We start from the raw sequence: 24411 nt of genomic DNA, 5'->3' as shown, positions 1-24411 counted from the left end.
ACCGTCGATCAGCTGTGTAAAAGTTCTTCACTGATTTCATCCTCGTGTAAAAATTCTTCGAGGGAGACCGGATGAAGAGGACCACCACCTGGCTGATGAGCCTCGCCACCACGGCGGCGCTCACCACCGCGCTCGGATCGGCGGCCGCGGCGGAGTCCACGCCGGCCCCACCGCCGCAGCCGCAGTCCGTGGCGGTGTCGGCCGTCGGTCCGCAGCCCGGCACCTTCGTCGGTAAGGGCTTCGACACCTGCGCCGCCCCGTCGCAGTCGGCGATGAACGCCTGGCGGGCCAGCTCGCCGTACCGCGCGGTGGGCATCTACATCAGCGGCGCCAGCCGCACCTGTGCGCAGCCCAACCTGACGGCGACCTGGGTCAGCAACCAGACCGCCAACGGTTGGCGGCTCATCCCCATCGAACTCGGCTACCAGGCGCCCTGCGGCACCCGCGCGCCGAAGATGTCCGCCGACCCCGCCACCGCGCGCTCGCAGGGCCGCACCGCCGCCGACAGCGCCGCCAACGCCGCGCAGGCGCTGGGCATCGGCGCCGGCAGCACCATCTACAACGACATCGAGCACTACCCGACCACCACGGCGTGCCGCGCCGCGGTGCTGTCGTTCCTGTCCGGCTGGGTCGACCGGTTGCACACCCGGGGTTACCTGGCCGGCATGTACTCCAGCGGATCCTCCGGGATCCGGGACGTCTGCCTGGAGTACGACAACGCGAGCTACACCAGGCTGGACCAGATCTGGATCGCCTGGTGGAACGGCGTGGCCGACACCGACGCCGGCGCCTACTGCTCCGACGCGTACTACGCCAACCACCAACGGCTGCACCAGTACGCCGGCGACGTGACGGAGACCTGGGGCGGCGTGACGATGAAGATCGACCGCAACTACCTGGACGTCAGCACGTCCCAGCAGCCGCCCCCGCAGCAGTGGAGCACCACCGTCGACAACACCACGTCCGGCCGGTTCACGGCGAGCACCAACTGGAGCACGTCGGCGTACTCCGGCAGCCGGTTCGGCACGGACTACCGCTTCGCGAACCCGGCGTCGGCCAGCGACGTCGCCTGGTACCGGGCGAACATCCCGGAGACGGGGACGTACGAGATCTCGGTCTGGTACCCGGCCGATCCCGGGTACAACGGCCAGACGCCGTACATCGTCGCCACCGCCTCGGGCAACCGGACGGTGCCGGTCGACCAGCGCGTCAACGGCGGCCGGTGGGTGTCGATCGGCGTGTTCACCCTCGCGGCCGGCGACGCCAACAAGGTCGGGGTGAGCCGCTGGACCAGTGGCAGCGGCTACGTGGTCGCCGACGCCGTACGCCTCACCCGCGCCTGAACGGAGTGCTACCCGGGTCGACGCGTCGGTCCGGGTAGCACTCACCCAGCTCGATCTCGGCCCGTACGGCGAACTCGCGCAGCTTCGTCATCGCCTCGTCCGGCCCGCCGGTGGCCTGCACCATCGCCGACTGGGCCAGGACGATCAGCGCCTCGACGGCCTCCTGCGGGCGGGGGTTGACCAGGACCGCCACCTGGGCCATGTCGTCGTCGAAGTAGGCCAGCAGGATCCGGCTCGCCAGCCCGATGGTCCGGGCGGTGTCCCGCGACAGATCACTCGCCCCGTCTGACGTCACGCCCCGCTCCTCCCCACACCACCGCGCGCTCCCGACCGCTGCCGGACGTCCACGCCGGTGCGGGCATCCCCACTCTGCACGGCTCGCGCCACCGTCCCGGCGTGCGGCGGGGTGCCGCTGGCGGGGCCCGGATCCGCCGTCGGCGGGCGGGGCTGGGACGGTGGGGAGAAATCGATTGCCTGCCCTATAGGATCTCAGGCGGACACTCTCGGACGGCGGGTCGCGACGCACGGTGGCGCTCGCGCGTACGGCTGCCTCCGGGGCCGACGCGGGACCGAGCGTACGACACCGACAGGGGCGGCCACATGACGACCATCTACGACGTGGCTCGGGTGGCCGAGGTCTCGGCGTCGACGGTGTCGAGGGTGCTCAACGGCCACTCGTCGGTGGATCCGGACCTGGCGGCGCGGGTACGCCAGGCGATGCTCGACCTGGACTACCGACCCAACGCGGTGGCCCGCAGCCTGCGCCGGCAGCGCACCAGCCTCTGGGCGGTCATCATCTCCGACATCGGCAACCCGTTCTTCACCTCGCTGGTACGCGGCATCGAGGACGTGGCGCAGGAGGCCGGCTTCTCCGTGGTGCTCTGCAACGGCGACGAGGATCCCGACAAGGAGACCCGCTACGTGACGGCGGCCCTGGCCGAACGCATGGCCGGGGTGATCATCTCGCCGTCGGGGCGACCGGCCCTGATCAACCGGCTCACCGAGGCCGGGATGCCGGTCGTGGCCATCGACCGGCAGCCCCACGGGGTGGCCGTGGACACCGTGCTCGTCGACAACGTCCACGGCGCCGAGACGGCCACCGCCCACCTGGTCGACGGCGGCTACCGCCGGATCGCCTGCATCACGGGACCGCGCCGGATCTCCACCGCGGTGCAGCGGCTGCGCGGCTACCAGCAGGCCCTGCGCGCGGCCGGCCGGAGCGTGCCGGAGGACATGGTCCGCCACGCCGACTTCCGCGAGGACGGCGGTTACCGGGCCATGGCGTCCCTGCTGGGCGCGGCCGAGCCGCCGGACGCGGTCTTCGTCACCAACAACCTGATGACCGTGGGCGCGATGGAGTGCCTGGTCGACAGGGGTGTCACCGTGCCCGCCCGGTGCGGCGTGGTGGGGTTCGACGACATCCCCTGGGCCCACCTGGTGCGCCCCTCGCTGAGCACGGTCGCACAGCCCACGTACGACCTGGGGCGGGCCGCGGCGTCGCTGCTCACCGAGCGGATCGCCAACCCCGCGAAGGCCTCCTCGACCGTCACCCTGCGGACCACCCTGCGGATACGCGAAAGCTCGGTCCGCTCGCCGGGTGGGCCGGGCGGGCAGCCCACCGCCGGGCGGGGCGGGCTGCCCGCCCAGGCCCGCTGAACCCGCGCCGCAGCGCGCCCGGGATCACAGCGACACGTCGCCGCACAGGTGCACCCGCACCCCGAGCGCGTCGAGCATCGCGGCCTTGACCCGCAGGGCGCGGTCGGCGGCGTCGGCGTCATCGGCGTAGACCACGTTGACGTGGTTGGCCCTGTGCCGGGCCATCAGCTGGTCGCGGCCCACGCCGTGCAGGACGGCGTGCATGATCGGCCACTGCGGGGTGGTGGCCCGCAGCCGACGCTGCGTCTCGGCGGCCGGCAGCTCCACCACGGTGCCCCGGCCCAGGTCGGCGTGCAGCACGCCGTCCATGATGAAGATCCGCGACCAGACGATCTCGCCCGGTCGGGAGACACCGCTCAGGGTGCCGCCGCCCAGCGGGAAGTACATCGGCGGCTGCCGCATGCTGTACGACCGGTCGTAGCCGCCGTTGTGCGAGGCGGGCACCGAGCCGGAGATCTCGAACACCCAGACGAAGTCCGGCCCGTACGACTCGCCCCAGCGGATGTCGTGCAGGGTGGTGGCCGGGTCCATCCCCATCGCGGTCCAGATCCGGTTCGTGACCAGCGAATCCACCGCGACGCCCTCGTCGACCTCGTTGAAGTGCGGCAGGGCCCGTCCCGCGTACAGCTCGCGCGAGCCGTCCCGGCTTCTCACCGGCGGCCGGGACACGTCGTTGAGCAGCCCCTCGGCCAGGTCGCTCGCCGGCACCGTGTCCTTGAGCCCCTGCTGGTACTGGATGCCGACCGCGTCCAGGCCGAAGTCGTCAGCGATGCGCAGCGCGGCGACGTACATCTTGAACTGGCTGTGCAGTTGGGCGTCGGTCAGTTCGGTGGCCTCGTCCGTGCCGGTGTGGAAGGTCATGCCGGCCGCGTCGAGCCACGCCCGCACCGCGTGCGCCTCCTCGTCGGACACCCCCGACATCTCCGCCACCAGCGCGCTCTGCGACAGCCGCTCCTTGTAGACGCCGAGCGGGTTGAGCAGCTCGTCGTCGATGATCGCGTTGTACATGCCCATGCAGCCCTCGTCGAAGACGCCGATGACGGCCGGCCGGCGCCGGAGCTGCCGGGCCAGCGCCACGCCGAGCGCGACCTCGGGGTCGGACGGCAGCGGCGGCAGATCCCGAACGTGGCTCTCGTCGTGGACCACCTCGCCGGTCTCCAGCCAGGCCTTCAGCCCGTTGCGGGCCCACTCGTCGGTGAAGTCCTCGCTCCACAACGCCGAGTACCGCACGCCCGCCTTGGTGAGGCTGCCGGCGAGGTTCAGCAGGCCCACCAGGCCCGGAAACTCGCCGCTCCAGTTCGCCACGAGCAGGATCGGGCCCCGGTGGGCGCGCAGCCCGGCCAGCACGTGGTGGCTGTACTGCCACACCGCCTCCACGACGACGAGCGGGGCGTCGAGGGGGATCTGCTGGAAGACCTCGATGCCGGCGCGCTGGCTGTCGATGAAGCCGTGACCGGCGCGGTCGTCGACCGGGTGGGTCCGCCGGGTCTGCCAGCCCAGGGCGGTGACCGCGGCCGCGAGGTCCGACTCGAGGCGTTGCTGGGTCGGCCAACCGGTGACGTTCGCGGCGGGCCGCAGGTCGCCGCTGGCGACCGTGTAGACCGTCCGGGGGACGGCGGCCGGCGGCTCGACCAGCACCGGAATGGTGTAGTTGCTCACGGGTTGACTTCCTCCATCGGCTCGTCGGTTCCTGGCTGGGGCGGGGTCGCGAGGCGCGCCTGGCGGGCCGCCAACGCGTGGGCCACGGACTTCGAGCCGGCGTACAGCTGCCGGTACAGCCCGTACAGCTCGTCGTAGTCGGCGGCGAGCGCGGCGCGCGGCTCGCGGACCTCCCGGATCGGGTTCCAGCGGTGGATGTCGACCGGCTGCACCGCCCCGGCGGCGAGGTACGCGGCGCCGTAGCTGGCGCCGATGGTGATCGACGGGACGTGCTGCGCCCGGCCGGTGACGTCCGAGACGATCTGCGTCCAGAGCTCGCCCCGGGTGCCGCCGCCCACCGCCACGACGCGCCGGATGTCGCCGCCGGCCGCCTCGATGGTCTCGATGTTGTGGCGCACCGCCAGCCCGGTCGCCTCCAGCGCCGCGCGGTAGATGTCGCCGCGCCCGTGCGAGAGCGTCAGGCCGGCGATCACGCCACGGGCGTCGGGGTCGAGGATGGGGGTCCGCTCCCCGGCGAAGTACGGCAGCATGAGCAGCCCCCGCGCGCCCGGCCCGGACCGCTCGGCCAGGCGGAGCAGCTCGGGGTAGTCGGCGGCGTCGAACAGCTCCCGCAGCCATCCGGTGATCGCCCCGGAGGTCGCCATGCCGCCGGCCAGGTTGCGGGTGCCCGGCAGCGCGCCGACGGTGCCCCACAGCGACGGGCTGGTGAGCCCGTGCGGCACCGTGTGCACGAGGAACATCGTGGTGCCGTACATGAGCATCAGGTCGCCGACGCCCTGGGCGCCCACGCTGACCGCCTCCGACCAGGCGTCGATCGTTCCGGTCACGACCGGGGTGCCCGGCGCCAGCCCGGTGGTCGCGGCGGCCCCGGCGGTGACCGTCCCCGCCACGTCGCCGGGCCACCGCAGCTCGGGCAGCTCCAGCCCCGGGGCGATCTCGTCGGCCCAGGGGCGGTACCAGGTCTGCGCCGCGCTGTCGTACAGCGGCGTGCACTGGCTGGCCGAGTGCTGGTCGAGCAGGTAGCCACCGGTCAGCTGGTGCACCAGCCAGGAACTCGGCATGAACAGCCGCCGGGCCCGGGCGAAGAGCTCCGGCTCGGCGTCGGCGACCCAGGCGACCTTCGCCCCCGCCGCCTGGGTCGACAGCGTCGAGCCGCACCGGCGGAGGATCTCGTCCGCGCCGAAGCGCTCGGTCAGCCGGGCGATCTGCGGCGTGGACCGGGTGTCGACGCCGTAGAGGACGGCCGGGCGCAGGGGCGTGCCGGCGGCGTCGGTGAGCAGCACGCACGGCCCCATCCCGCTGACCCCGACCGACACCACGTGGGCGTCGCCGGGGGCGAGCAGCTCACGGGTGAGGGCGACGAACTCGTCCCACCAGATGCGGCCGTCCATCTCCACCCAGCCGGGTCGCGGCCGGTCCACCCGGTGCTCCCGGACGCGGGAGCGCAGCACGCGCCCGGACAGGTCCACCAGGACGCCCTTGCTGCTGGACGTGCCGATGTCGACGCCGAGCACCGCGGCCACCGTCATGCCAGCCATCCCCCGATCTTCAGGTGCGGGTCGCGGCCGTCGGGCCGTGACGGGTCGGTGCTCAGGCGACGCCGCCGAGCTTCGCGTACGTCTCGGTCGCGTTCTCCTTCGTGACGCGCATCGTGTCGAGGGTCGTGATACGCGGGACGTCCCCGGCGCAGTCGACGAGGATCCTGCGGGCCAGGTCGACGGCCTCCCGGCCACCCGTGGCGTACTGGAAGGTCGCCGCGAGCCGGCCCTGCTCGACGGCCTTGATGCCGCCCGACGGCACCGGTAGGGCGTCGATGCCGGTGAACTTCACCTTCGTGTGCAGCCCGGCCGCCTTCGCGGCCAGGTACGCGCCCTCGGCCATCGGGTCGTTGTGGGCGTAGACGGCGGCGGCATCGGGGTGGGCCTTGAGCAGCGCGTCGGCCACCGACTGGCCCTTCTCGCGCAGCCAGTCCCCCGGCTGGGAGGCGACGACCTCGATCTTCGGGTTGGCCGCGATGCCCTCCCGGAAGCCCTGGGCGCGTTCGGCCGCCGGCGTGGAGCCGGGCAGCCCGGCGATCTCGATGACCTTGCCGCCGTCGGGCAGCAGCGTCGTGGCGTAGAACTCGCCGGCGGCCCTGCCGATCGCGACGTTGTCCCCGCCGACGAAGGCCGTGTACGCCTCACCCTCCACCTTGCGGTCGAGCACGATCACCGGGACCCCCCGGTCGTACGCCTTGCGCACCACGGCGGTCAGCGGCTTGGCCTCGTTCGGCGAGATGATCAGCAGGTCGATCTTCTGGGTGAGGAAGTTCTCCACGTCGGCGACCTGTTTGCTGTTGTCCTGCGCGGCGTCGGAGACCACCACGCTGAACCCGGGGACGGACTTCGCCGCCGTCTGCACGTCGTTGTTCATGACCTGCCGGTAGGGCTCGGCGTTGTTGGCCTGCGACATGCCGATCAGGAAGTCCTTGCCGGTGCCGCAGTTCCTGGCGGCGGCGTCGCGGCCGTCGGACGGCTTCTCCACGCTGCACGCGCTGGAGGCGGCGAGCGCGCCGGTGCACAGCAGGGCGAGAAGGACGGTACGGGTGCGCATGATGACGCTCCTTGTTCGGTGGCGGTTCAGACGATGCTGCGGCGGAGCTTCTGCAGCCCGGCGGCGGCCACGATCACCAGTCCCTTGATCAGTAGCTGCACGTTGGCGTCGATGTTGTTGAGCGCGAGGATGTTGTTGAGGATGCCGAGCAGCAGCGCCCCGGCGAGCGTGCCGCCCATCGAGCCGGTGCCCCCGGCGAGGCTGGTGCCGCCGATGACCACGGCGGCGATGGCGTCGAGTTCGTAACCGGCGCCGTCGTTGGGGCTGCCCTGGTTGAGCTGTCCGGCGTGGACGATGCCGGCGACGGCGGCGAGCAGGCCCGCGATGGCGAAGACCGCGACCTTGACGCGCAGCACGGGCACGCCGGAGAGGCGGGCGGCCTTCTCGTTGCCGCCGATGGCGTAGACGTGGCGGGCGAACGCGGTCTTGCGCAGCACGACGATCGCGGCCACGCCGATGCCGATGAACAGCACCGCGGGGACGGGCACCACGCCGTTGATGGTGCCGTTGAGGATCTCGAACGCCGGGGGCGCCTCCTGCGGGCCGTCGCCGTACGCGATCGGGATGCCGAGCCCGCCCGACCAGATCCGGGCGAGGCCACGCGCGACCTGGAGTCCGGCGAGGGTGACGATGAACGACTGGATGCCGAGCCGGGCCGTCGCGTAGCCCTGCAACGCGCCGAAGAGGGCGCCGATCAGCAGGACGACGGTGACCGCCGGAAGGATGCCGAGCCCCGAGTCGACCATCAGCGTCGCGGTGCCGACGGCGGACAGGCCGAGGATGGCGCCGACGGAGAGGTCGATGCCGCCGAGCAGCACGACGAACGTCATGCCGACCGCGATGATCCCGATCTCGGAGACCGCGCGGACGATGTTGCCGAGGTTCTCGGTGGACAGGAACAGGATCTCGCCGTCGCGGCGGGGCGAGACGGCGATGGCCAGCACGAACACCACCAGCAGCGCGAAGAGGCTCTGCACGGCGAAGAGCCGCTCGACGAGCTCGCCCCGGCCGCCGGGGCGGTGCCACCACCGGTCGCCGCCGCCGCCCGGCACCGGCGTGCCGGACCCCTTCTCCGGTGCGCGCAGGTGGGTCATCGGTCGTCTCCTCCGGCGGACGTGCCGCCCATCGCCGCGGTCAGGATGTCCTCGCCGGTGCACCCGTCGGCCGGCAGTTCGGCGACGGCCCGCCCGCGCCGCAGGACCACGATCCGGTCGCAGACGCCGGTCAGCTCGGGCAGCTCCGACGAGGCGAGCAGGATGCCCATGCCGTCGTCGGCGAGCCGGCGCAGCAGCCGGTAGATCTCCGCCTTGGCGCCGACGTCGACGCCCCGGGTCGGCTCGTCGAGCAGCAGCAGGCGGGGATGGGTGAGCAGGTGCCGGGCGAAGACGACCTTCTGCTGGTTGCCGCCGGAGAGGGAGCCGACCGGCGCGGCGGCCGACGACGTCCTGATCGCCAGGGCGGCGACCTGCTGGCGTACCGCGTCGCGCTCGCGCCCGCCGCGGACGAATCCGGCGGTGGTGAGCCGGCTCAGGGCGGCCAGCACGATGCTGCGACCCACGGGGTGCTCGAGGACCAGGGCGGAGCGGCGGCGGTCCTCCGGCACGAAGCCGACGCCGGCGCGCAGGGCCGCGCGGGGGCCGCGCGGGGCGTACGGGCGGCCGGCCAACCGGACCTGGCCGCTGCGGCGGCCGGGCGGGCCGGCGCCGTACAGGGTCTCCAGCAGCTCGGTGCGGCCCGCCCCCATCAGGCCGGCCAGGCCGACGATCTCCCCGGCGCGGACGCTCAGGCTGACGCCGGCGGGCTCGCAGCGCCCGGGGCGGGTGCCCCGGGGCCGTACGGTCAGGTCGTCGATCTCCAGCACCGGGTCCCCCGCGGGGCGCGCGGGCCCGGTGGATCCCTCGCTGAACAGCGCCTCCGCCGGACGGCCCACCATCAGCGTGATGATCCGCTGCCGGTCGGCGCGCGTGGGGCGCAGCGTGCCGGCCACCTCGCCGTTGCGCAGGACGGTGGCCCGGTCGGCGATCTGCTCGATCTCCTCGAGCCGGTGCGAGATGTAGACGACGGCCACGCCGCGCTCGCGCAGCGCCCGGATGGTGGACATCAGCCGCCGCACCTCGGCGTCGGCGAGCGCGGCGGTCGGCTCGTCCATGATGAGCACGCGGGCGTCGAGGGAGAGCGCCTTGGCGATCTCGACGAGCTGCTGCTCGCCGACGCGCAGCGAACCGACGGGCCGGCGTGGGTCGATCTGCGCGCCGAGGGGGCCCAGCCAGTCGCGGGCGGTGCGGGTCATGGCGCGCCGGTCGAGCGTCCGCAGCCGGGTGCGCGGCTCCCGGCCGAGCACGAGGTTCTCGGCGACGGAGAGCGCCGGCACGAGGTCGAGTTCCTGGTGGATGGTGGCGATGCCGGCGGCCTGGGCGGCGGCCGGACCGGCGAAGCGTACGGGCTCGCCGCCGACCGAGATCTGCCCGTCGTGGTCGGTGACGACGCCGGACAGGATGTTGATCAGGGTCGACTTGCCGGCCCCGTTCTCCCCCAGCAGGGCGTGCACCTCGCCGGCCCGCAGGACGAGGTCCACGCCGCGCAGGGCGCGCACGCCGCCGAAGCGCTTCGCGATGCCGGACATGGCGACGACGACCTGGTCGCTCATGCGGGCCTCCGGAGAGATCGGAAATCGATTTCTGGCAACATAGAGGAGCGTCGAAGTCGTGTCAACGCCCCGGTACGGGCCGGGCTGCCGCCCCGCCGCCCGACCCGCACCGGCGGCCCCCTCAGGGCACCGCGTTGACCGCCGCGTGCACGGTCTCGGCGAACGCGGTGTCCCGCCCCGCCCCGCTGGCGGCGAACCGCCATGTGCCGCCCGCGTACACCCCCGGCGGCCACGCCACGCCCCCGTTTCGCCACAGCGGCTGCCAGGCCGCCATCGCGTGACCGGCGTCGTACCAGGTGTTGTCGCCGCGCCACGCGGAGGCCCAGCGGTGCGCCGCCACCAGGGACAGGTTCGCCCCGGAGGTCATCGACCACGTCGGCATCCCGGTCACGTCGCCGGTCGAGCGGGCCGCCACGGCGGGGTCGCCCACCGACGGCAGGGCGCCGTCGACGTTGAACGCGACCTCCCACACCGGCGCCGTCGTCGGGCCGGTCACCGACCAGGTGACGTCGCTCTGCAGACCCGAACCGGTCCACCTGGGCGCCACCGTGAGCAGCCAGTCGGCGGTGACCGGCTCGTCGCCCATGCGCATGCCGACCAGGTGGATCCGGGAGCCGTCGGCGGAGACGTCCACCCGGGCCGGCGGGCCCGCCCGGTCGGTGACGTCGAAGCGCCCGACCGCCAGGTAGGGACCGGTGCCCCGGTGCGAGGAGTCCAGCGCCGGCCGGTACGCCCCGCCGCCGGCCGGGTCGACCGCCAGCGACGCGAGGCGCGTGTGCGGCCAGGTGCGTACGTCGGCGCGCAGGAAGCCGGTGCTCACCTGGTAGCCCCGGGCGACCACCTGACTGGACCAGGTCAGCGGGGCGAGCCACAGCCCGCCCTGGCCCCAGCCGGCGTGGCTGAGGTACCAGTTGTCGCCGTCCACCACGACCTCGGCGGCGTGCGCGTCGAGCACGGTCACCTTCTCCGCCCCCTCGAAGCGCAGGGGGTCCCGGCTGCGGTAGACCGCGGTGCGCCGGTACGCCGCGCCGTAGTCGGTGCCGTCGCAGCAGACGAAGAGGTACCACCAGTCCCCCCGGCGCACCACGAACGGCGACTCCGTCTGCCCGGCCGCCCGGCCGGTGTGCGGCGACGCGTACGCCACGCCCCGGCCGCTCCACGTGCGCAGGTCGGTGCTGGTGCGGTACGCGACCACGTGGTTGCCGCCCTGCGGGTTCGAGGTCGCCGTGTAGTACATGACCCACCGGTGGCCGACGCGGGTCACCATCGGGTCGCGGGCCTCCCAGCCGTCGGTGAACAGCGGGTTGGCGGGGCTGCGGGTCCAGGTGAACAGGTCGGTCGAGGTGGCCAGGTGCATGCGGTAGTTGGCGTAGTCGGGGCTGCCGGCGGCGTAGAACATGTGGTAGACGCCCTGGTCGTAGACGACGTGGGGCGCCCAGATCCACTGTTCGCCCCTCGCCGGGTCGGCCGTCAACGCCGGTCGTTGCTTCGTCCACGGCCCGGTGGGCGTCGGCGCCGTGGCGTGGCCGAAGCTCTTCTCGTCCTGCGGCGCGCCGGGCTCGGCGTGGGCGATGGCGAAGGCGTGCCACACCCCGGTCCGCTGGTCGCGCACGATCGTGTGGTCGTTGTAGTACCACGCTGTCGGCTCCCCCACGCCCGGGTCGTAGACCCGGGTCAGCGGCCCGCGCGCCGGCGTCTCGCCCACCGTCTCGTACGCCGTCGTGGTGACCGCCGCCAGCGGGCCGACGCGGCGCAGGGTGAGCGTGTCCAGGCCCGCGAAGAACCCGGTCGAGGAGGCGGAGCGGCCGGTCACCGTCACCGTCAGCCGGTGGCTGCCGGCGGCGAGCGAGGCCGACCCCAGCGGCACCGCCTCGACGCGCCGCACGGTGGGGGCGTAGCCGTCGAAGAGCTGACCGACGGCCACCCCGTCGACGGCGAAGCGCAGGGTGCCGTAGTCGGCGGCGCGGGTGAGCACCGCGCCGATGTCGTACTGCCCGGCCGGCACCGACGGCAGCGACACGGTGACCGAGTCCCCCGCCCGGGCGCCCCGCAGCCACAGCTGGCGGCCGGCCGACCAGGCGACCCCGCAGCAGTTCGACTGCGCCTCGACCGGGGCGGTGGCCGACACCACCGCCAGCGACTCCGCCTCGGCCCGTACGACGTCCTCGGCGGCGGCCGGCGCGGCCGGGACGGTCAGCAGCGCGGCGCCGAGCAGGAGCACCGCGAGCATCCGGGGCGCGCGCATCACGACACGCTCGGGCGGGGCAGGTCGGTGCCGGGCGCGAACTGGTCGTGCCACCTGACCCCGGCGCCGAACCCGCCGCCGGTCGACAGCGCCACGTACGTGTCCGCTCTGGTCCCCCGGGTGTACGTCACGAGGTCCGCCCTTCCGTCGCCGTTGAAGTCGCCGATGCCGGGAAGTTCGTCGTCCACCGAGAACCAGTCGTGCCACCTGGCGACCTGCGGGACGAACCGCGTCCCGTCGGACAGCGCCACGAACACGTCGCCGGTGGCGCCGCGGGTGAACGTCACCACGTCGTCGCGACCGTCGCCGTCGACGTCGCCCAGCGCCGGCAGCTGATCGCCGAGCGCCACCGAGTCGTGCCACTTCCAGCCGTCCTCGACGAACCGGGTCCCGTCGGAGAGGGAGACGAACACGTCGCCGGTGACGCCCCGGGTGAACGTCACCACGTCGTCGCGACCGTCGCCGTCGACGTCGCCCACCGCCGGCAGCTCGTCGCCGAGGGCGAAGTGGTCGTGCCACTTGACGCCCGGGCCGAAGCCGCTGCCGGTCGACAGCGCCACGTACACGTCGGCGGTGGCGCCCCGGGTGAAGGTGATGATGTCCGCGCGCCCGTCGCCGTTGACGTCGCCGACCGCGGGGATCTCCGTGCCGGTGGCGAAGAAGTCGTGCCACCTGACCCCGGCGGCGTACGTCGTGCCGGTCGACAACCCCACGTAGACGTCCGCGCTGTCGCCCCGGGTGAAGGTGATGATGTCGGCCCGCCCATCGCCGTCGACGTCGCCGGTGAGCGGGATCTCCTCGCCGACGGCGAAGAAGTCGTTCCAGACGCGGCTGTCCGGCACGAACCTGGCGCCGTCCGACAGGGAGGTCGTCACGTCGGCGGTGGCGCCCCGGGTGAACGCGACGGCGTCGTCGCGGCGGTCGCCGTTGGCGTCGCTGGTGTTGCGCGTACGGGTGGTGGCCGACACCTCGGCCGACGGCGCGGAGGCGTTGCCGGCGCCGTCGACCGCGACGACCCGGTAGTGGCGGGTCTGCCCGGCCGGCAGCGGGCCGTGCCGGAAGGTGGTCGCGCGGGTCGTGCCGACCAGGTTGGCCGGGGTGATCGCGACGCCGGGGTTGCGCGAGGCGTAGACCCGGTAGCCGGCGACTCCCACGTCGTCGGGCGAGGGCGACCAGGACAGGCCGATGGCGTGCACCCGCCCGCCGGCCAGGGCGAGACCGGCGACCGCACCCGGCCTGGTGATGTCGAGGAACGGGGCGACCATGCTGTCGGCCTCGTAGCGGGCCGCCGTCCACGCCGGGGCGCCGGCGGCCGGGGTCAGGGTGACTGTGACCGTCGACCGGCCGGCGGTCAGCGCGGCCGGGAGGACGAGCTCGTCGGCCAGCCAGCGCTGCCGGTCGTTGCCCAGCGGTTGCCGCCACACCCCGGCCGGCCTGCCGTCGACCGAGACGGCGGCCTGCTGGTACGCGGCGGCCTGGTCGCCGTGCCGGCGCAGCCGTACGCCCTGGTTGCCGGGGTCGACGGCGAGCCGGAAGCTGACGGCGCCGCCGCTGGCGCGCACCTGGCCGGTGACGGGGACGTTGTCGTCGTCGCCCTCGTACGGCGCCGTCAGCGAATGCTGGGTGCCGGAGTCGGTGTACGCGTGCCCGGCGCGGCTGGCGGCGTCGCCGGTGACCAGCGTGTCGGTACGGCGCAGGGCGACCGTCGGCTGGGTGTAGAGGAAGGCCGTCGAGGCGTAGTCGGCCGGCATGTCGTTGGTCGGGCCGTGCTCGATGCCGAAGCGCAGCGCCGTGGCGTAGGGGACCGCGTCGCCGATCATCAGCCGGTACATGGCGTCGCACTCGTCGACGCAGCCGCCGGAGCGGAACAGGTGGGCGGTGTTGCCGGTGAAGACGCCGCTGTACTCCCCCCGGTTGAAGTACCACCCGGACTCGTAGAAGTCCTCGGTGCCGGTGCCGTAGATCTGCGGCGTGGGCGAGCCGTCGACGTGGATGCGCTCGTCACCCTCCAGGTAGTTGCGGGTGTTGCCGCCGATGATGTGTCCACGGGCGGTCTGCGACACCCCGACGAAGCGCCCCCGGCCCGGCTGGTCGGCCACGATCCAGTCGCTGCCCCCCACGGTCTCGGCGCGGCGCGACTGGGTGGTGAAGTAGCCGGCGGCGCCGTCGGCGGCGAGCGCTGCGGCCCAGGCGGCGCCCGGCGCGGTGGTCACCTCCGCCTGGACGCCGGCGACGGCGGCGCCGGTGGTGTTGGCGACGGAGAGCGTCGCCGTGGACCGGAACGGCATCGGCCACCAGGCGCTGTACCAGCCGCCCGGCGCGGAGTCCATGGCGAACATCAGCGAGCGCACGGAGCGCTCGCCGAGCCCGGCGCCGAAGAACTCGCCCACCGGGCTGTCGACGGTGGCGCGACCGTCGAAGGTGATCCGCAGCCGCAGGCCCGACAGCGTCGACGCGGTGGCCGCCGCGTCGGGCAGCCGCAGCCGCAACGCCGTGACGGCGGCGGGGCCGGTGAACGCGGCGAGCGTCGCCTGCCCGCCCGCGGGGACGTCGACGCGGGCGGTCCTGGTGCTCGCGCCGGGCTGGCTCGGCTTCGGGTCGCGCTGGCCGGCGGCGCGCAGCCTCTCGACCACGTCGGTGGCGGGGTCGGCGGGGTCGAACCTGGACACCCCGACCGCGTCGGCGAACGTGCGGTAGGTGACGTGGTGGAACAGCGGGTTGAACTGGGTGGTGATCCGCATGGACTCCCGGTACGGCATGGGCACCTTGACCGTGACCCCGCCGGAGGTCTGGTCGGCGTTGGTCACGAGCGGCCACACGAACGGGTGGCCGAGGCCGCCGTCGACGAGGCGCTGGAGGTTGGTGTCCACCACCGTCACGCCGTCGAGCTCGATGCGGATCCAGCCGGTGGCGCTGACGTTGCCGTCGTCGCGGGTGAACCAGATCGACTGCACCTCGCCCGGTCCGCGGTCCTCGGCGATGACGCAGCCGCCCGACTGGCGCAGGCACGAGTAGGTGCCGACGAAGCCGTCGTCGTTGGAGCCGTCGCGGGCGAAGCTGGAGAACTGCCGGGTGCGGCTGCCGGCGGCCAGCTCGGGGAGCCGGTCGAGGCGGCGGTACACGTCCCAGCCGACCGGGCCCTTGTCGTCGGCCACGGCGAGGGTGCCGGCGCCGCGCGGGGTGGGGGCGGGCTCGGCGGCGTGCGCCGCCGCCGGGGGGATCATGGTCGCCGCGGCCGCGGCGAGAGCCAGCCAGCGGCGTACGTGGGGCTTCATGGATGTCCCTCCAGGATGACCGGCGGAGCGGCGGGAAATCGATTGCTCGGCAGTTAACCGGGGGACATCGCGGGATGTCAATACTTTACCGGCACCGCTCAGTTGCCGAAGGAAGATTCCAGAACGCATTGACAGCCGTAGACGTCCTGGCGATACTCCCAGCAATCGATTTCCCACGCCGGCGACCAGGTGCCGCGGCGAACCCCCGGCGGCTGACCGGCGGCAACGCGCCTCCGCGACGGAACCGCTGACACCCCCAGAGGAGCATCGTGAGACGCACTCCCCTCGCCCTGCTGGTCGGCCTGTGCACCGCGCTGGCGTCAGTCGTGGCGACCGCGCCGGCGCAGGCCGAGGCTCCGATCGGCACGCTGGCCTGTTCCTCCATCCCCGCCAACCACGATCCCGCGATCAGCGTGATCGTCTACCGGGTCGCCCGCGCCCACAACGTCAACGACAAGGTCATGCTCTCGGCGTTCGAGGCCGGCTGGGTCGAGTCGCACATGAACAACCTGCCGTGCGGCGACAAGTCCTCGCTCGGGGTGTTCCAACAGCGCTGGGACTACGGCTGGGGAACGCCGGAGCAGATCATGGACCCGGTCTACGCCAGCACGCAGTACATCACCCGCGCGATCGTCTGCGACCGGAACAACCCCCGCTACAGCGCCGGCCAGGTCGCCCAGTGCGTGCAGCGCTCCGGCTTCCCCGACCGCTACGACCAGGTGGCGGCCAAGGCACGGGCCCTGCTCAACGAGGCGGCGCGTACCCACGCCATCGCCGGTGGCTCCGCCACCGACGTCAGCGGCGACGGCCGCGACGACATCATCACCTTCACCCAGAACGCCCTCGCCGACGTCTACGTGAGCACCTCAACGGGCGCCGGCTTCGCCGGGACCTCGGTGAAGTGGAACGACTTCTTCTCCATCGGCGGCGAGACGGCCTCGACCGGCGACGTCGACGGCGACGGCAGGGACGACGTCGTCACCTTCGCGCACGGCACCACCGGCGACGTCTACGTGGCGCTGTCCAACGGCAGCAGCTTCGGCGGCGGCCAGAAGTGGCACGAGTGGTTCGCCCCCGGCGCGGAGATCGCCGCGGTCGGCGACGTCAACGGCGACGGCCGCGACGACATCGTCGCCTTCACCCACAACGCGGCCGGCGACGTCTACGTGGCGCTCTCCACCGGGTCGTCGTTCGCGGGGACGGCGGTGAAGTGGCACGAGTACTTCTCGATCACCGGCGAGTACCCCGCCCTCGGCGACGTCAACGGCGACGGACGCGACGACATCATCACCTTCACCCAGGGCCCCAACACCGCCGCCGACGTCATCGTCGCCCTCTCCACCGGCACCTCCTTCGGCCCGCCGCAGAAGTGGCACGACCTGTTCGCCGTCGGCGCCGAACTGCCCCGTGTCGGCGACATCAACGGCGACGGCAGAGACGACATCGTCACCTTCACCTGCGACGCCAACGCCGACGTCTACGCCGCCACCTCCACCGGCACGTCGTTCGCCGGCACCACCGTCAAGTGGCACGACTTCTTCTGCCTGGGCGGCGAGTTCCCCTACCTGGCCGACGTCGACGGCGACGGCAAGGACGACATCGTCGTGTTCACCAAGGGCGCCACCAACGACGTCCACGTCGCCCTGTCCACCGGCACCACCTTCGGCCCCAGCGCCAAGTGGCACGACTACTTCGGCCTCAACGGCGAGACCACCCTGTGACGCGCGGACGGGAGACCACCATGAGACCCGACAGACTCCCCTGGCGCGCGGGCGCCGCCGCCGTCCTCGCGGCGACGCTGCTGAGCCCGGCCGCGCCGGCCACCGCCGCGCCGGCCAGCCCGCTGGAGGCGGCCTTCACCCGGGCGGCCGGCGAGTTCGACGTACCCAGGGACGTGCTGGTCGCCGTCGGCTACGGCGAGACCCGGCTGGACGGGCACGAGGGGCAGCCCAGCCAGGCCAACGGCTACGGCGTCATGCACCTGGTCAGCAACCCCCGCCAGCGCACGCTGGAACGGGCGGCCGAGCTGACCGGGCAGCCGGTGGCCGCACTGAAGGCGGTGACCTCAGCCAACATCAGGGGCGGGGCCGCCCTGCTGCGAGACATCGCCGACGCCGAGCGGCTCACGGCCGCCGACCGGGACCGCGTATCGGCCTGGTACCCGGTGGTCGCGCGGTACGCGCACGCCGCCGACGACGCCACGGCCCGCCTGTACGCCGACCACGTCTACGACCTGCTCCGCGTCGGCATCACCACCGCCTCCGTACGGGTGACGCCCCAGCGGGTGCAGCCGGAACTCGGCCGGTACGCCAGCGTCGCCCCCGCCGGTGCGGCCCCACCGGCCGCCCTCGCCGCGGCGGTGCCCGAGTACGCGCCGGCCCGGTGGGTCTCGGCGTACGGCGGCAACTACGCGGCGGGCCGCTCCTCGCGGATCACGACCGTGGTGGTGCACGTGACCCAGGGCTCGTACGCGGGGACGATCAGCTGGTTCCAGAACCCGTCGGCGGGGGTGAGCGCGCACTACGTCGTGAAGTCGAGCAACGGCGAGATCACCCAGATGGTGCGCGAGGGCGACACCGCCTACCACGCGCGCTCGGCCAACCCGTACTCGGTGGGCATCGAGCACGAGGGCTTCGTCGACAACCCGAGTTGGTTCACCGAGAGCATGTACCGCTCGTCGGCGGCGCTGACCCGCTACCTGTGCGACAAGTACGGCCTGCCGAAGAACCGTACCGCCATCAAGGGCCACCACGAGTTGCCGGGCAACGACCACACCGACCCCGGTCCCCACTGGAACTGGAACCACTACATCTCGCTGGTCAACGCCGGCGGCGGATCCGGTGGTCGGTATCTGGCGGGTTCGCCCACGGACTTCACCGGCGACGGACGCGACGACATCGTCACCTTCACCCACGGCAACCTCAACGACGTCTACGTCTCCACCTCCACCGGCACCACCTTCGCCGGCACCTCCAACAAATGGAACGACTTCTTCGGCCTCAACGGCGAAACCCTCCTCACCGGAGACTTCAACGGCGACGGACGCGACGACATCGTCGCCTTCACCCACGGCACCCTCGCCGACGTCCACGTCTCCACCTCCACCGGCACCAGCTTCAACCCCTCCACCAAATGGCACGACTGGTTCGCCCCCCACAACGAAGTCGCCGCCATCGGCGACGTCAACGGCGACGGCAAAGACGACATCATCACCTTCACCCACGACACCAACGCCGACGTCTACGTCGCCCTCTCCACCGGAACATCCTTCACCGGCACCGCCATCAAATGGCACGACTACTTCTCCATCCCCGGCGAACACCCCGCCCTCGGCGACGTCAACGGCGACGGACGCGACGACATCATCACCTTCACCCAAGGCCCCAACACCGCCGCCGACGTCATCATCGCCCTCTCCACCGGCACCGGATTCGGCCCACCACAGAAATGGCACGACCTCTTCGCCGTCGGCAACGAAAAACCCCGCGTCGGCGACATCAACGGCGACGGCAAAGACGACATCGTCACCTTCACCTGCGACACCAACGCCGACGTCTACGCCGCCACCTCCACCGGCACCACCTTCGCCGGCACCACCATCAAATGGAACGACTTCTTCTGCCTCCCCGGCGAATTCCCCTACCTCGCCGACGCCAACGGCGACGGCAAAGACGACATCATCGTCTTCACCAAGAACACCACCAACGACGTCTACGTAGGACTCTCCACCGGCACCACCTTCAACCCCGCCACCAAATGGCACGACTACTTCGGCCTCAACGGCGAAACCACCCTCTGAAGCGTCCCGCACAGACGAAAGAAAGCTCCGCGCCGCCTGCGTGGTCCCTTCGGCGCGGTCCACCCCGATGGAGGAATCATGGACAACATCCCTGCCGTCCGTCAGTCCGTCAGCCGCCGGCGGCTCCTGACCGGCGCCGCGGGCGTCGCCGCGGCCGGCGCCCTGGGCGGCGCCTTCGCCGCCCAGGGGCCGGCCGCCGCCGCCCGCGACGGCCACGGCCTGCGCATCCTCCGGCACGAGAACTACGGCCGGCTGCAGTACTACCGGTTCGTCACCGACGCCATCGAGTGGGACCCGGCGGTCAACGTCCTGCTCCCCGACGGCTACCACACCAGCGGCAAGCGCTACCCGGTGCTGTACCTGCTGCACGGCGGCGGATCGGACTTCCGGGAGTTCCACCTGCACCACAACATCATCAACCTGACCGCCGGCAGGGAACTCATCGTCGTCATGCCGGACGCCTCCACCGGGTGGTACTCGAACCCGGTCAGCAGCAACACCGGGCCCCGCAACTGGGAGACGTTCCACATGGCACAGCTGCTGCCGTGGATCGACTCGAACTTCCGCACGTTCGCCGAGTACAACGGCCGCGCCGTGGCCGGCTTCTCGATGGGCGGGTTCGGCGCCCTCAAGTACACCGCCAAGTACTACGGGCACTTCTGCTCGGTCAGCTCCCACTCCGGCCCGGCCAGCCTGCGCCGGGACTTCGGGCTCGTCGTGCACTGGGCCAACGCGACCTCCGCCGCCATGGACCTCGGCGGCGGCACGGTGTACGGCGTGCCGCTGTGGGACGAGGCGCGGGTCAGCGCCGACAACCCGATCCAGCGTATCGAGAGCTACCGCCACAAGCGCGTCTTCCTGGTCGCCGGCACCTCGCCGGAACCTGTCAACTTCTGGGACCGGATCAACGAGGAGCAGGTGCTCGCCGGTCAGCGGGAGTTCCGGGCTGCCCTGGCACGGGCCGGCATCCCGCACGAGGGGCGGGAGGTGCCTGGCGGTCACGTCTTCCGGCAGAACGTCTTCGTCGACGACCTCAACGGGATGCTCGCGCGCCTGCGCCGCGCCGGCTGATTCCCGGCTGACGACGCGCCGCCGTCGTATTAGGGCGGCGCGTCGTCGGCTCCGCCATCCCCACCGCTGTCGGGTCGGTGCGTTCCGGCCCGGCAGCCGGTCCTTTCCCGCGCGCGACGAGCCCCGCCCGGGCCCTGGCGGTGCGCGACCCACCCGTCCGACTCTTCCCTGACCGGAGTCACCCATGTCACGGCATTCGAGGAGCAGGGTGCGTCGCATCCTGGTCTCCCTGCTCACCCTGGTGGTCGGCGTACTGACCGGGGCGGTGGTCACCTCGTCCCCCGCACTCGCCGCGCCTAACTTCAAGGCCCCGTTCCCGTGCGGGCAGCGGTGGACGTACGGGCACCACAGCGCCGAGGTCCGGCTGGCCCTGGACTTCGTACGGTCCGACGGAGCCACCGCCGGCACGCCGCAGCTCGCCTCCGCGGCCGGTGTCGCCCGCCGGTACTCGCAGCCCAGCGGCGCCGGCAACTACATCGTCATCGACCACGGCGGCGGGTGGACCACCTACTACTTCCACCTCAGCTCCTACTCCGTGCCCGACGGGGCGTACGTGCAGCAGGGCCAGCAGATCGGCACCACGGGCAGCACCGGCAACTCGTCCGGCGCGCACATCCACTACGAGCAGCTCTACAACGGCGTCGGGCAGACGATCGTGATCAACGGGACGTCACTGGCGCCGTACCCCGGCCAGTACCACCAGAAGTACCTGGTCAGCGACAACTGCGGCCCGTCCCCGTCCGGTGGTCGGTATCTGGCGGGTTCGCCCACGGACTTCACCGGCGACGGCAAGGACGACATCGTCACCTTCACCCACGGCAACCTCAACGACGTCTACGTCTCCACCTCCACCGGCACCACCTTCGCCGGCACCTCCAACAAATGGAACGACTTCTTCGGCCTCAACGGCGAAACCCTCCTCACCGGAGACTTCAACGGCGACGGACGCGACGACATCGTCGCCTTCACCCACGGCACCCTCGCCGACGTCCACGTCTCCACCTCCACCGGCACCAGCTTCAACCCCTCCACCAAATGGCACGACTGGTTCGCCCCCCACAACGAAGTCGCCGCCATCGGCGACGTCAACGGCGACGGCAAAGACGACATCATCACCTTCACCCACGACACCAACGCCGACGTCTACGTCGCCCTCTCCACCGGAACATCCTTCACCGGCACCGCCATCAAATGGCACGACTACTTCTCCATCCCCGGCGAACACCCCGCCCTCGGCGACGTCAACGGCGACGGACGCGACGACATCATCACCTTCACCCAAGGCCCCAACACCGCCGCCGACGTCATCATCGCCCTCTCCACCGGCACCGGATTCGGCCCACCACAGAAATGGCACGACCTCTTCGCCGTCGGCAACGAAAAACCCCGCGTCGGCGACATCAACGGCGACGGCAAAGACGACATCGTCACCTTCACCTGCGACACCAACGCCGACGTCTACGCCGCCACCTCCACCGGCACCACCTTCGCCGGCACCACCATCAAATGGAACGACTTCTTCTGCCTCCCCGGCGAATTCCCCTACCTCGCCGACGCCAACGGCGACGGCAAAGACGACATCATCGTCTTCACCAAGAACACCACCAACGACGTCTACGTAGGACTCTCCACCGGCACCACCTTCAACCCCGCCACCAAATGGCACGACTACTTCGGCCTCAACGGCGAAACCACCCTCTGAGTCAGGCGCCCCGGCCGTCCCGCCGGGGGCGCCGTGAGGCGAAGGGCGCCGCGTGAAGCTGCGGGCCCCGCTCCCTTGCCGGGGAGAGCGGGGCCCGCAGCCGTCTCAGCAGTGCCGAGTCGAGGTCCGGCGGTGGACGGAAGATCAGTTCCAGCTCGAGCACCACGGGACGGACGCCTGGATGGGCACCTGGGCGGCGCTGACCCAGCCGGTCTTCCAGCCGGCGGTGGTGTTCGCGGTGATCTTGAACCAGCGGTTGGTGGAGGGCTCGCCGGCCCACTCGCCGTCGCGCCAGCACCAGGTCTGGTCCCACTGGTTGCCCACGACCGATCCCTTGACGCCGTTGGCGCCGAGCCCGTCCGGGCACTGGATCTGCCGCACCGATCCGCAGACGCGGACGTTGGTGTGGTTCAGGACGTAGCTGACGTCGCCGGCGGCGGCCTGCGCCTGCTGGGGTACGGCGAGACCAGCCACGGTGGCGGCGGCGACACCGAGCGAGGCGAGCCAGCGGTTCCGGGTGGTCGGATTGGTTGCGCGCATGCGTTCTACCGTCCTGTCCGGGAGGGAGGCGTCGACCTGCTGGCCGCCGCGCACTTCACGGTAGGAGCCGACGCGGCCTCCCGGCGGGCGTCTTGCACGCGGCGGTGTCGGCTGCAAGATGTCGCATCCCGCCGGGGTCCATCGCGTGACGCGCCCTCCCGGAAGCGGGCGCGGCGGCCTGCTCAGCGGGCGCGACGGTTGGCCCGCAGCGCGCCCAGGAGCACGCCGGGCGTGGCCAGCGTTCTCGGGTGGGCGCGAAGGGAGACCACCTCATTGAAGCGTCGCGCCGTCGGCACGTCCGTGACGGTCGCCTGGACGATCTGCCTGCTGACCCAACTGGAGAGCCGGTAGCCGCGCGGATAGGGCCCGTCGACGTGCGGCAGCGCCAGGTCAGCGGAGGTCGACATCGACCACGCCACGTCGACGACCACCTTCTGAAGGGCGAAGAACCGGCGCGCGGGCACTCCCGGACCGGGACGAGACCGCAGGTAGGTCGACAGGCACGCCGCGTGCAGGGCAGCCGCCGTGATCCCCTGTCCGTACACCGGGTTGAACGACGCGACGGCGTCACCGACGCTGACCAGCCCGGCCGGGAGCCGCCGCAGCGCGTGGAAGTCACGCCGCCGGCTGTCGGCGTGGCGGTAGGTCCGGACGTCGCCGAGCATCTCGTTTCCGGCCATCTCGCCGAACTCCGGCGGGAACTGCTCCCGCAGCCGGCGTACGAAGTCGTCCGCGGTGCGCCCTGGGCGGTTGTCGCCGTAGCCGGCCATCATGGCCATCCAGCGCCCGTCCTCGACGGCGAAGTACGCGGCGCCAGCCACGTCCGACGACGTCCCCGGGGTGTGCAACGCCATGACCACCGTGGCCCGCGGGTCGGTCTCCCGGCGCCGGAACAGAGCGGTCGCGTAGTTGAGGTTCACGGTCATCCGCCGCAGGGCGGGCCGCTGCCAGCCGGCCTGCTCCAGCCAGTCGGAGAGCCTGCTCGATCGTCCCATGGCGTCGACCACGAGGTCGCCCGACTCGACGCCCGTCACCCCGCCGGCCTCGCAGCGGACCCCGGTGGCCGCGCCACCCTCGCAGACGAGACCCGTGGCGCGGGCGGTGACCGTCTTGACGTTGGGCAGTCGAAGCACCCGCTGGCGGATCAGCCCTTCCAGCAGGGGCCGGGTGCCGGCCAGGCTGTCGGCGTCGTCGGGCACGACGACCTTGAGGCGGCCGTCGAGGTAGCTGCGCCGGGCCGCGGGTGGCGCCTCGACCGCCCCCTGGGCCAGGGCCTGCTCGCGGAAGCCGGGGAACAGGCGCTCGAGCAGGAGGAAGCCGCCGGGCAGCAGCGCGTGCAGCTGCGTCCCCTGTGGCACGCCCGGTCGCCCGCCGGTCCCCTGCGGGTCGTCGCGATCGATGATCACGACGCTCTCCGCGTAGTCGGACAGCACGCGGGCCGCCAGCAGCCCGGCGACACTGCCGCCGACCACGACGGCCCTGCCGACGACGGGGGACGCCTGGTCGGGTGGTCGCACCGCGTTCAGCCCGGCGAGGACCCGGGCCGGGGACAGGGACATGACGCCCTCCAAGGGGTACGAGGTGTGTGCCTTCCCGCCTGCCTGCCCGGGACCGGCGCGGGGGCGGACCGGCGGGAGCACCGGTCGGCGCGACGTCCGACGATCGTCGCACAGGCGTCGGCCGAGAGCGGGGACCCGAGGGATGCCGACGCCGGCAGGGCGCGGACCTCGGCCCGGCGTCGCGCAGACGTTGCCGGCGTCGCACCCCGGGGTGGCGGTGCGTACCGGGCGGATCAGCACTCGATGACGTTGACGGCCAGTCCGCCGCGCGCCGTCTCCTTGTACTTGACCTTCATGTCCGCGCCGGTCTCGCGCATGGTCTT

16 protein-coding genes are annotated in these 24411 nt (G+C 72.3%); 6 read left to right on the top strand and 10 right to left on the bottom strand.

Annotated elements, in window-relative coordinates:
* Nucleotides 1-71 precede the first annotated feature (71 nt).
* Nucleotides 72-1343, top strand: a complete 1272-nt coding sequence (locus ACTMS2_RS25235) for a glycoside hydrolase domain-containing protein (RefSeq protein WP_441177622.1) — start codon at nt 72-74, stop codon at nt 1341-1343.
* Here the strand turns inward: ACTMS2_RS25235 and ACTMS2_RS25230 are convergent.
* Entirely contained in the window at nt 1330-1638 is a 309-nt protein-coding gene (locus ACTMS2_RS25230; protein ID WP_441177621.1) for a hypothetical protein, read from the bottom strand. The two genes, ACTMS2_RS25235 and ACTMS2_RS25230, sit on opposite strands and share 14 nt — an antisense overlap.
* A 305-nt stretch (nt 1639-1943) precedes the next feature.
* Here ACTMS2_RS25230 and ACTMS2_RS25225 point away from each other — a divergent pair, with 305 nt between their 5' ends.
* Nucleotides 1944-2999 (top strand): LacI family DNA-binding transcriptional regulator, encoded by a 1056-nt coding sequence (locus ACTMS2_RS25225; RefSeq protein ID WP_441177620.1) that lies wholly within the window; start codon nt 1944-1946, stop codon nt 2997-2999.
* 24 nt (nt 3000-3023) lie between these two features.
* Here ACTMS2_RS25225 and ACTMS2_RS25220 read toward each other — a convergent pair whose 3' ends face one another.
* The 7 genes from ACTMS2_RS25220 to ACTMS2_RS25190 form a co-directional block, all read right to left on the bottom strand.
* On the bottom strand, nt 3024-4658 hold the full coding sequence (locus tag ACTMS2_RS25220; protein WP_441177618.1) for a fucose isomerase: 1635 nt from the start codon (nt 4656-4658) through the stop codon (nt 3024-3026).
* Nucleotides 4655-6196: an FGGY-family carbohydrate kinase gene (locus ACTMS2_RS25215; RefSeq protein WP_441177617.1), complete on the bottom strand. Its 1542-nt coding sequence runs from the start codon at nt 6194-6196 to the stop codon at nt 4655-4657. Before ACTMS2_RS25215 ends, ACTMS2_RS25220 begins: the two co-directional genes overlap by 4 nt.
* A gap of 52 nt (nt 6197-6248) precedes the next feature.
* Nucleotides 6249-7250 (bottom strand): substrate-binding domain-containing protein, encoded by a 1002-nt coding sequence (locus ACTMS2_RS25210; RefSeq protein ID WP_441177616.1) that lies wholly within the window; start codon nt 7248-7250, stop codon nt 6249-6251.
* A gap of 26 nt (nt 7251-7276) precedes the next feature.
* A complete protein-coding gene (locus tag ACTMS2_RS25205; RefSeq protein WP_441177615.1) occupies nt 7277-8344 on the bottom strand; it encodes an ABC transporter permease in 1068 nt (355 codons plus the stop codon).
* Nucleotides 8341-9897 carry a sugar ABC transporter ATP-binding protein gene (locus ACTMS2_RS25200; RefSeq protein WP_441177614.1) on the bottom strand — a complete coding sequence of 519 codons (1557 nt, stop codon included), beginning with the start codon at nt 9895-9897 and terminating at the stop codon, nt 8341-8343. The genes ACTMS2_RS25205 and ACTMS2_RS25200 overlap by 4 nt, the downstream gene beginning before the upstream one ends.
* Nucleotides 9898-10018: 121 nt before the next feature.
* Nucleotides 10019-12142, bottom strand: coding sequence for a family 43 glycosylhydrolase (locus ACTMS2_RS25195; protein WP_441177613.1), 2124 nt, complete (start codon nt 12140-12142; stop codon nt 10019-10021).
* On the bottom strand, nt 12142-15417 hold the full coding sequence (locus ACTMS2_RS25190) for a DUF2961 domain-containing protein (protein ID WP_441177612.1): 3276 nt from the start codon (nt 15415-15417) through the stop codon (nt 12142-12144). Before ACTMS2_RS25190 ends, ACTMS2_RS25195 begins: the two co-directional genes overlap by 1 nt.
* A gap of 269 nt (nt 15418-15686) precedes the next feature.
* On the opposite strand from ACTMS2_RS25190, the gene ACTMS2_RS25185 reads away from it, so the two are divergent.
* From ACTMS2_RS25185 to ACTMS2_RS25170, 4 genes are all read left to right on the top strand, one after another.
* Nucleotides 15687-17138 (top strand): FG-GAP repeat domain-containing protein, encoded by a 1452-nt coding sequence (locus tag ACTMS2_RS25185; RefSeq protein WP_441177611.1) that lies wholly within the window; start codon nt 15687-15689, stop codon nt 17136-17138.
* A gap of 20 nt (nt 17139-17158) precedes the next feature.
* A complete protein-coding gene (locus ACTMS2_RS25180) occupies nt 17159-19216 on the top strand; it encodes an N-acetylmuramoyl-L-alanine amidase (protein WP_441177610.1) in 2058 nt (685 codons plus the stop codon).
* Nucleotides 19217-19294: 78 nt separating this feature from the next.
* Nucleotides 19295-20287, top strand: coding sequence for an alpha/beta hydrolase (locus ACTMS2_RS25175; protein WP_441177609.1), 993 nt, complete (start codon nt 19295-19297; stop codon nt 20285-20287).
* A gap of 241 nt (nt 20288-20528) precedes the next feature.
* Entirely contained in the window at nt 20529-21989 is a 1461-nt protein-coding gene (locus ACTMS2_RS25170; protein WP_441177707.1) for an FG-GAP-like repeat-containing protein, read from the top strand.
* Nucleotides 21990-22133: 144 nt separating this feature from the next.
* On the opposite strand, the gene ACTMS2_RS25165 is transcribed toward ACTMS2_RS25170, so the two are convergent.
* Both ACTMS2_RS25165 and ACTMS2_RS25160 read right to left on the bottom strand, forming a co-directional pair.
* Entirely contained in the window at nt 22134-22529 is a 396-nt protein-coding gene (locus ACTMS2_RS25165) for a hypothetical protein (protein ID WP_441177608.1), read from the bottom strand.
* A gap of 182 nt (nt 22530-22711) precedes the next feature.
* Entirely contained in the window at nt 22712-24088 is a 1377-nt protein-coding gene (locus tag ACTMS2_RS25160; RefSeq protein WP_441177607.1) for an FAD-dependent oxidoreductase, read from the bottom strand.
* Nucleotides 24089-24411: the final 323 nt, after the last annotated feature.

The sequence above is a fragment of the Micromonospora sp. SD12 genome (genome assembly GCF_052068495.1).
Lineage (GTDB): Bacteria > Actinomycetota > Actinomycetes > Mycobacteriales > Micromonosporaceae > Micromonospora > Micromonospora echinofusca.
The sequence above is the reverse complement of the archived record's forward strand: the minus strand, read 5'-3'. Positions and strand labels throughout refer to the sequence as shown.

Bases quoted from the DNA above. Each gene is read 5' to 3' on its own strand.
- ACTMS2_RS25225 (WP_441177620.1), top strand. From the start codon at position 1,944: ATGACGACCATCTACGACGTGGCTCGGGTGGCCGAGGTCTCGGCGTCG.
- ACTMS2_RS25190 (WP_441177612.1), bottom strand. From the start codon at position 15,417: ATGAAGCCCCACGTACGCCGCTGGCTGGCTCTCGCCGCGGCCGCGGCG.
- ACTMS2_RS25175 (WP_441177609.1), top strand. From the start codon at position 19,295: ATGGACAACATCCCTGCCGTCCGTCAGTCCGTCAGCCGCCGGCGGCTC.
- ACTMS2_RS25235 (WP_441177622.1), top strand. From the start codon at position 72: ATGAAGAGGACCACCACCTGGCTGATGAGCCTCGCCACCACGGCGGCG.
- ACTMS2_RS25200 (WP_441177614.1), bottom strand. From the start codon at position 9,897: ATGAGCGACCAGGTCGTCGTCGCCATGTCCGGCATCGCGAAGCGCTTC.
- ACTMS2_RS25195 (WP_441177613.1), bottom strand. From the start codon at position 12,142: ATGCGCGCGCCCCGGATGCTCGCGGTGCTCCTGCTCGGCGCCGCGCTG.
- ACTMS2_RS25165 (WP_441177608.1), bottom strand. From the start codon at position 22,529: ATGCGCGCAACCAATCCGACCACCCGGAACCGCTGGCTCGCCTCGCTC.
- ACTMS2_RS25160 (WP_441177607.1), bottom strand. From the start codon at position 24,088: ATGTCCCTGTCCCCGGCCCGGGTCCTCGCCGGGCTGAACGCGGTGCGA.
- ACTMS2_RS25210 (WP_441177616.1), bottom strand. From the start codon at position 7,250: ATGCGCACCCGTACCGTCCTTCTCGCCCTGCTGTGCACCGGCGCGCTC.
- ACTMS2_RS25205 (WP_441177615.1), bottom strand. From the start codon at position 8,344: ATGACCCACCTGCGCGCACCGGAGAAGGGGTCCGGCACGCCGGTGCCG.
- ACTMS2_RS25180 (WP_441177610.1), top strand. From the start codon at position 17,159: ATGAGACCCGACAGACTCCCCTGGCGCGCGGGCGCCGCCGCCGTCCTC.
- ACTMS2_RS25215 (WP_441177617.1), bottom strand. From the start codon at position 6,196: ATGGCTGGCATGACGGTGGCCGCGGTGCTCGGCGTCGACATCGGCACG.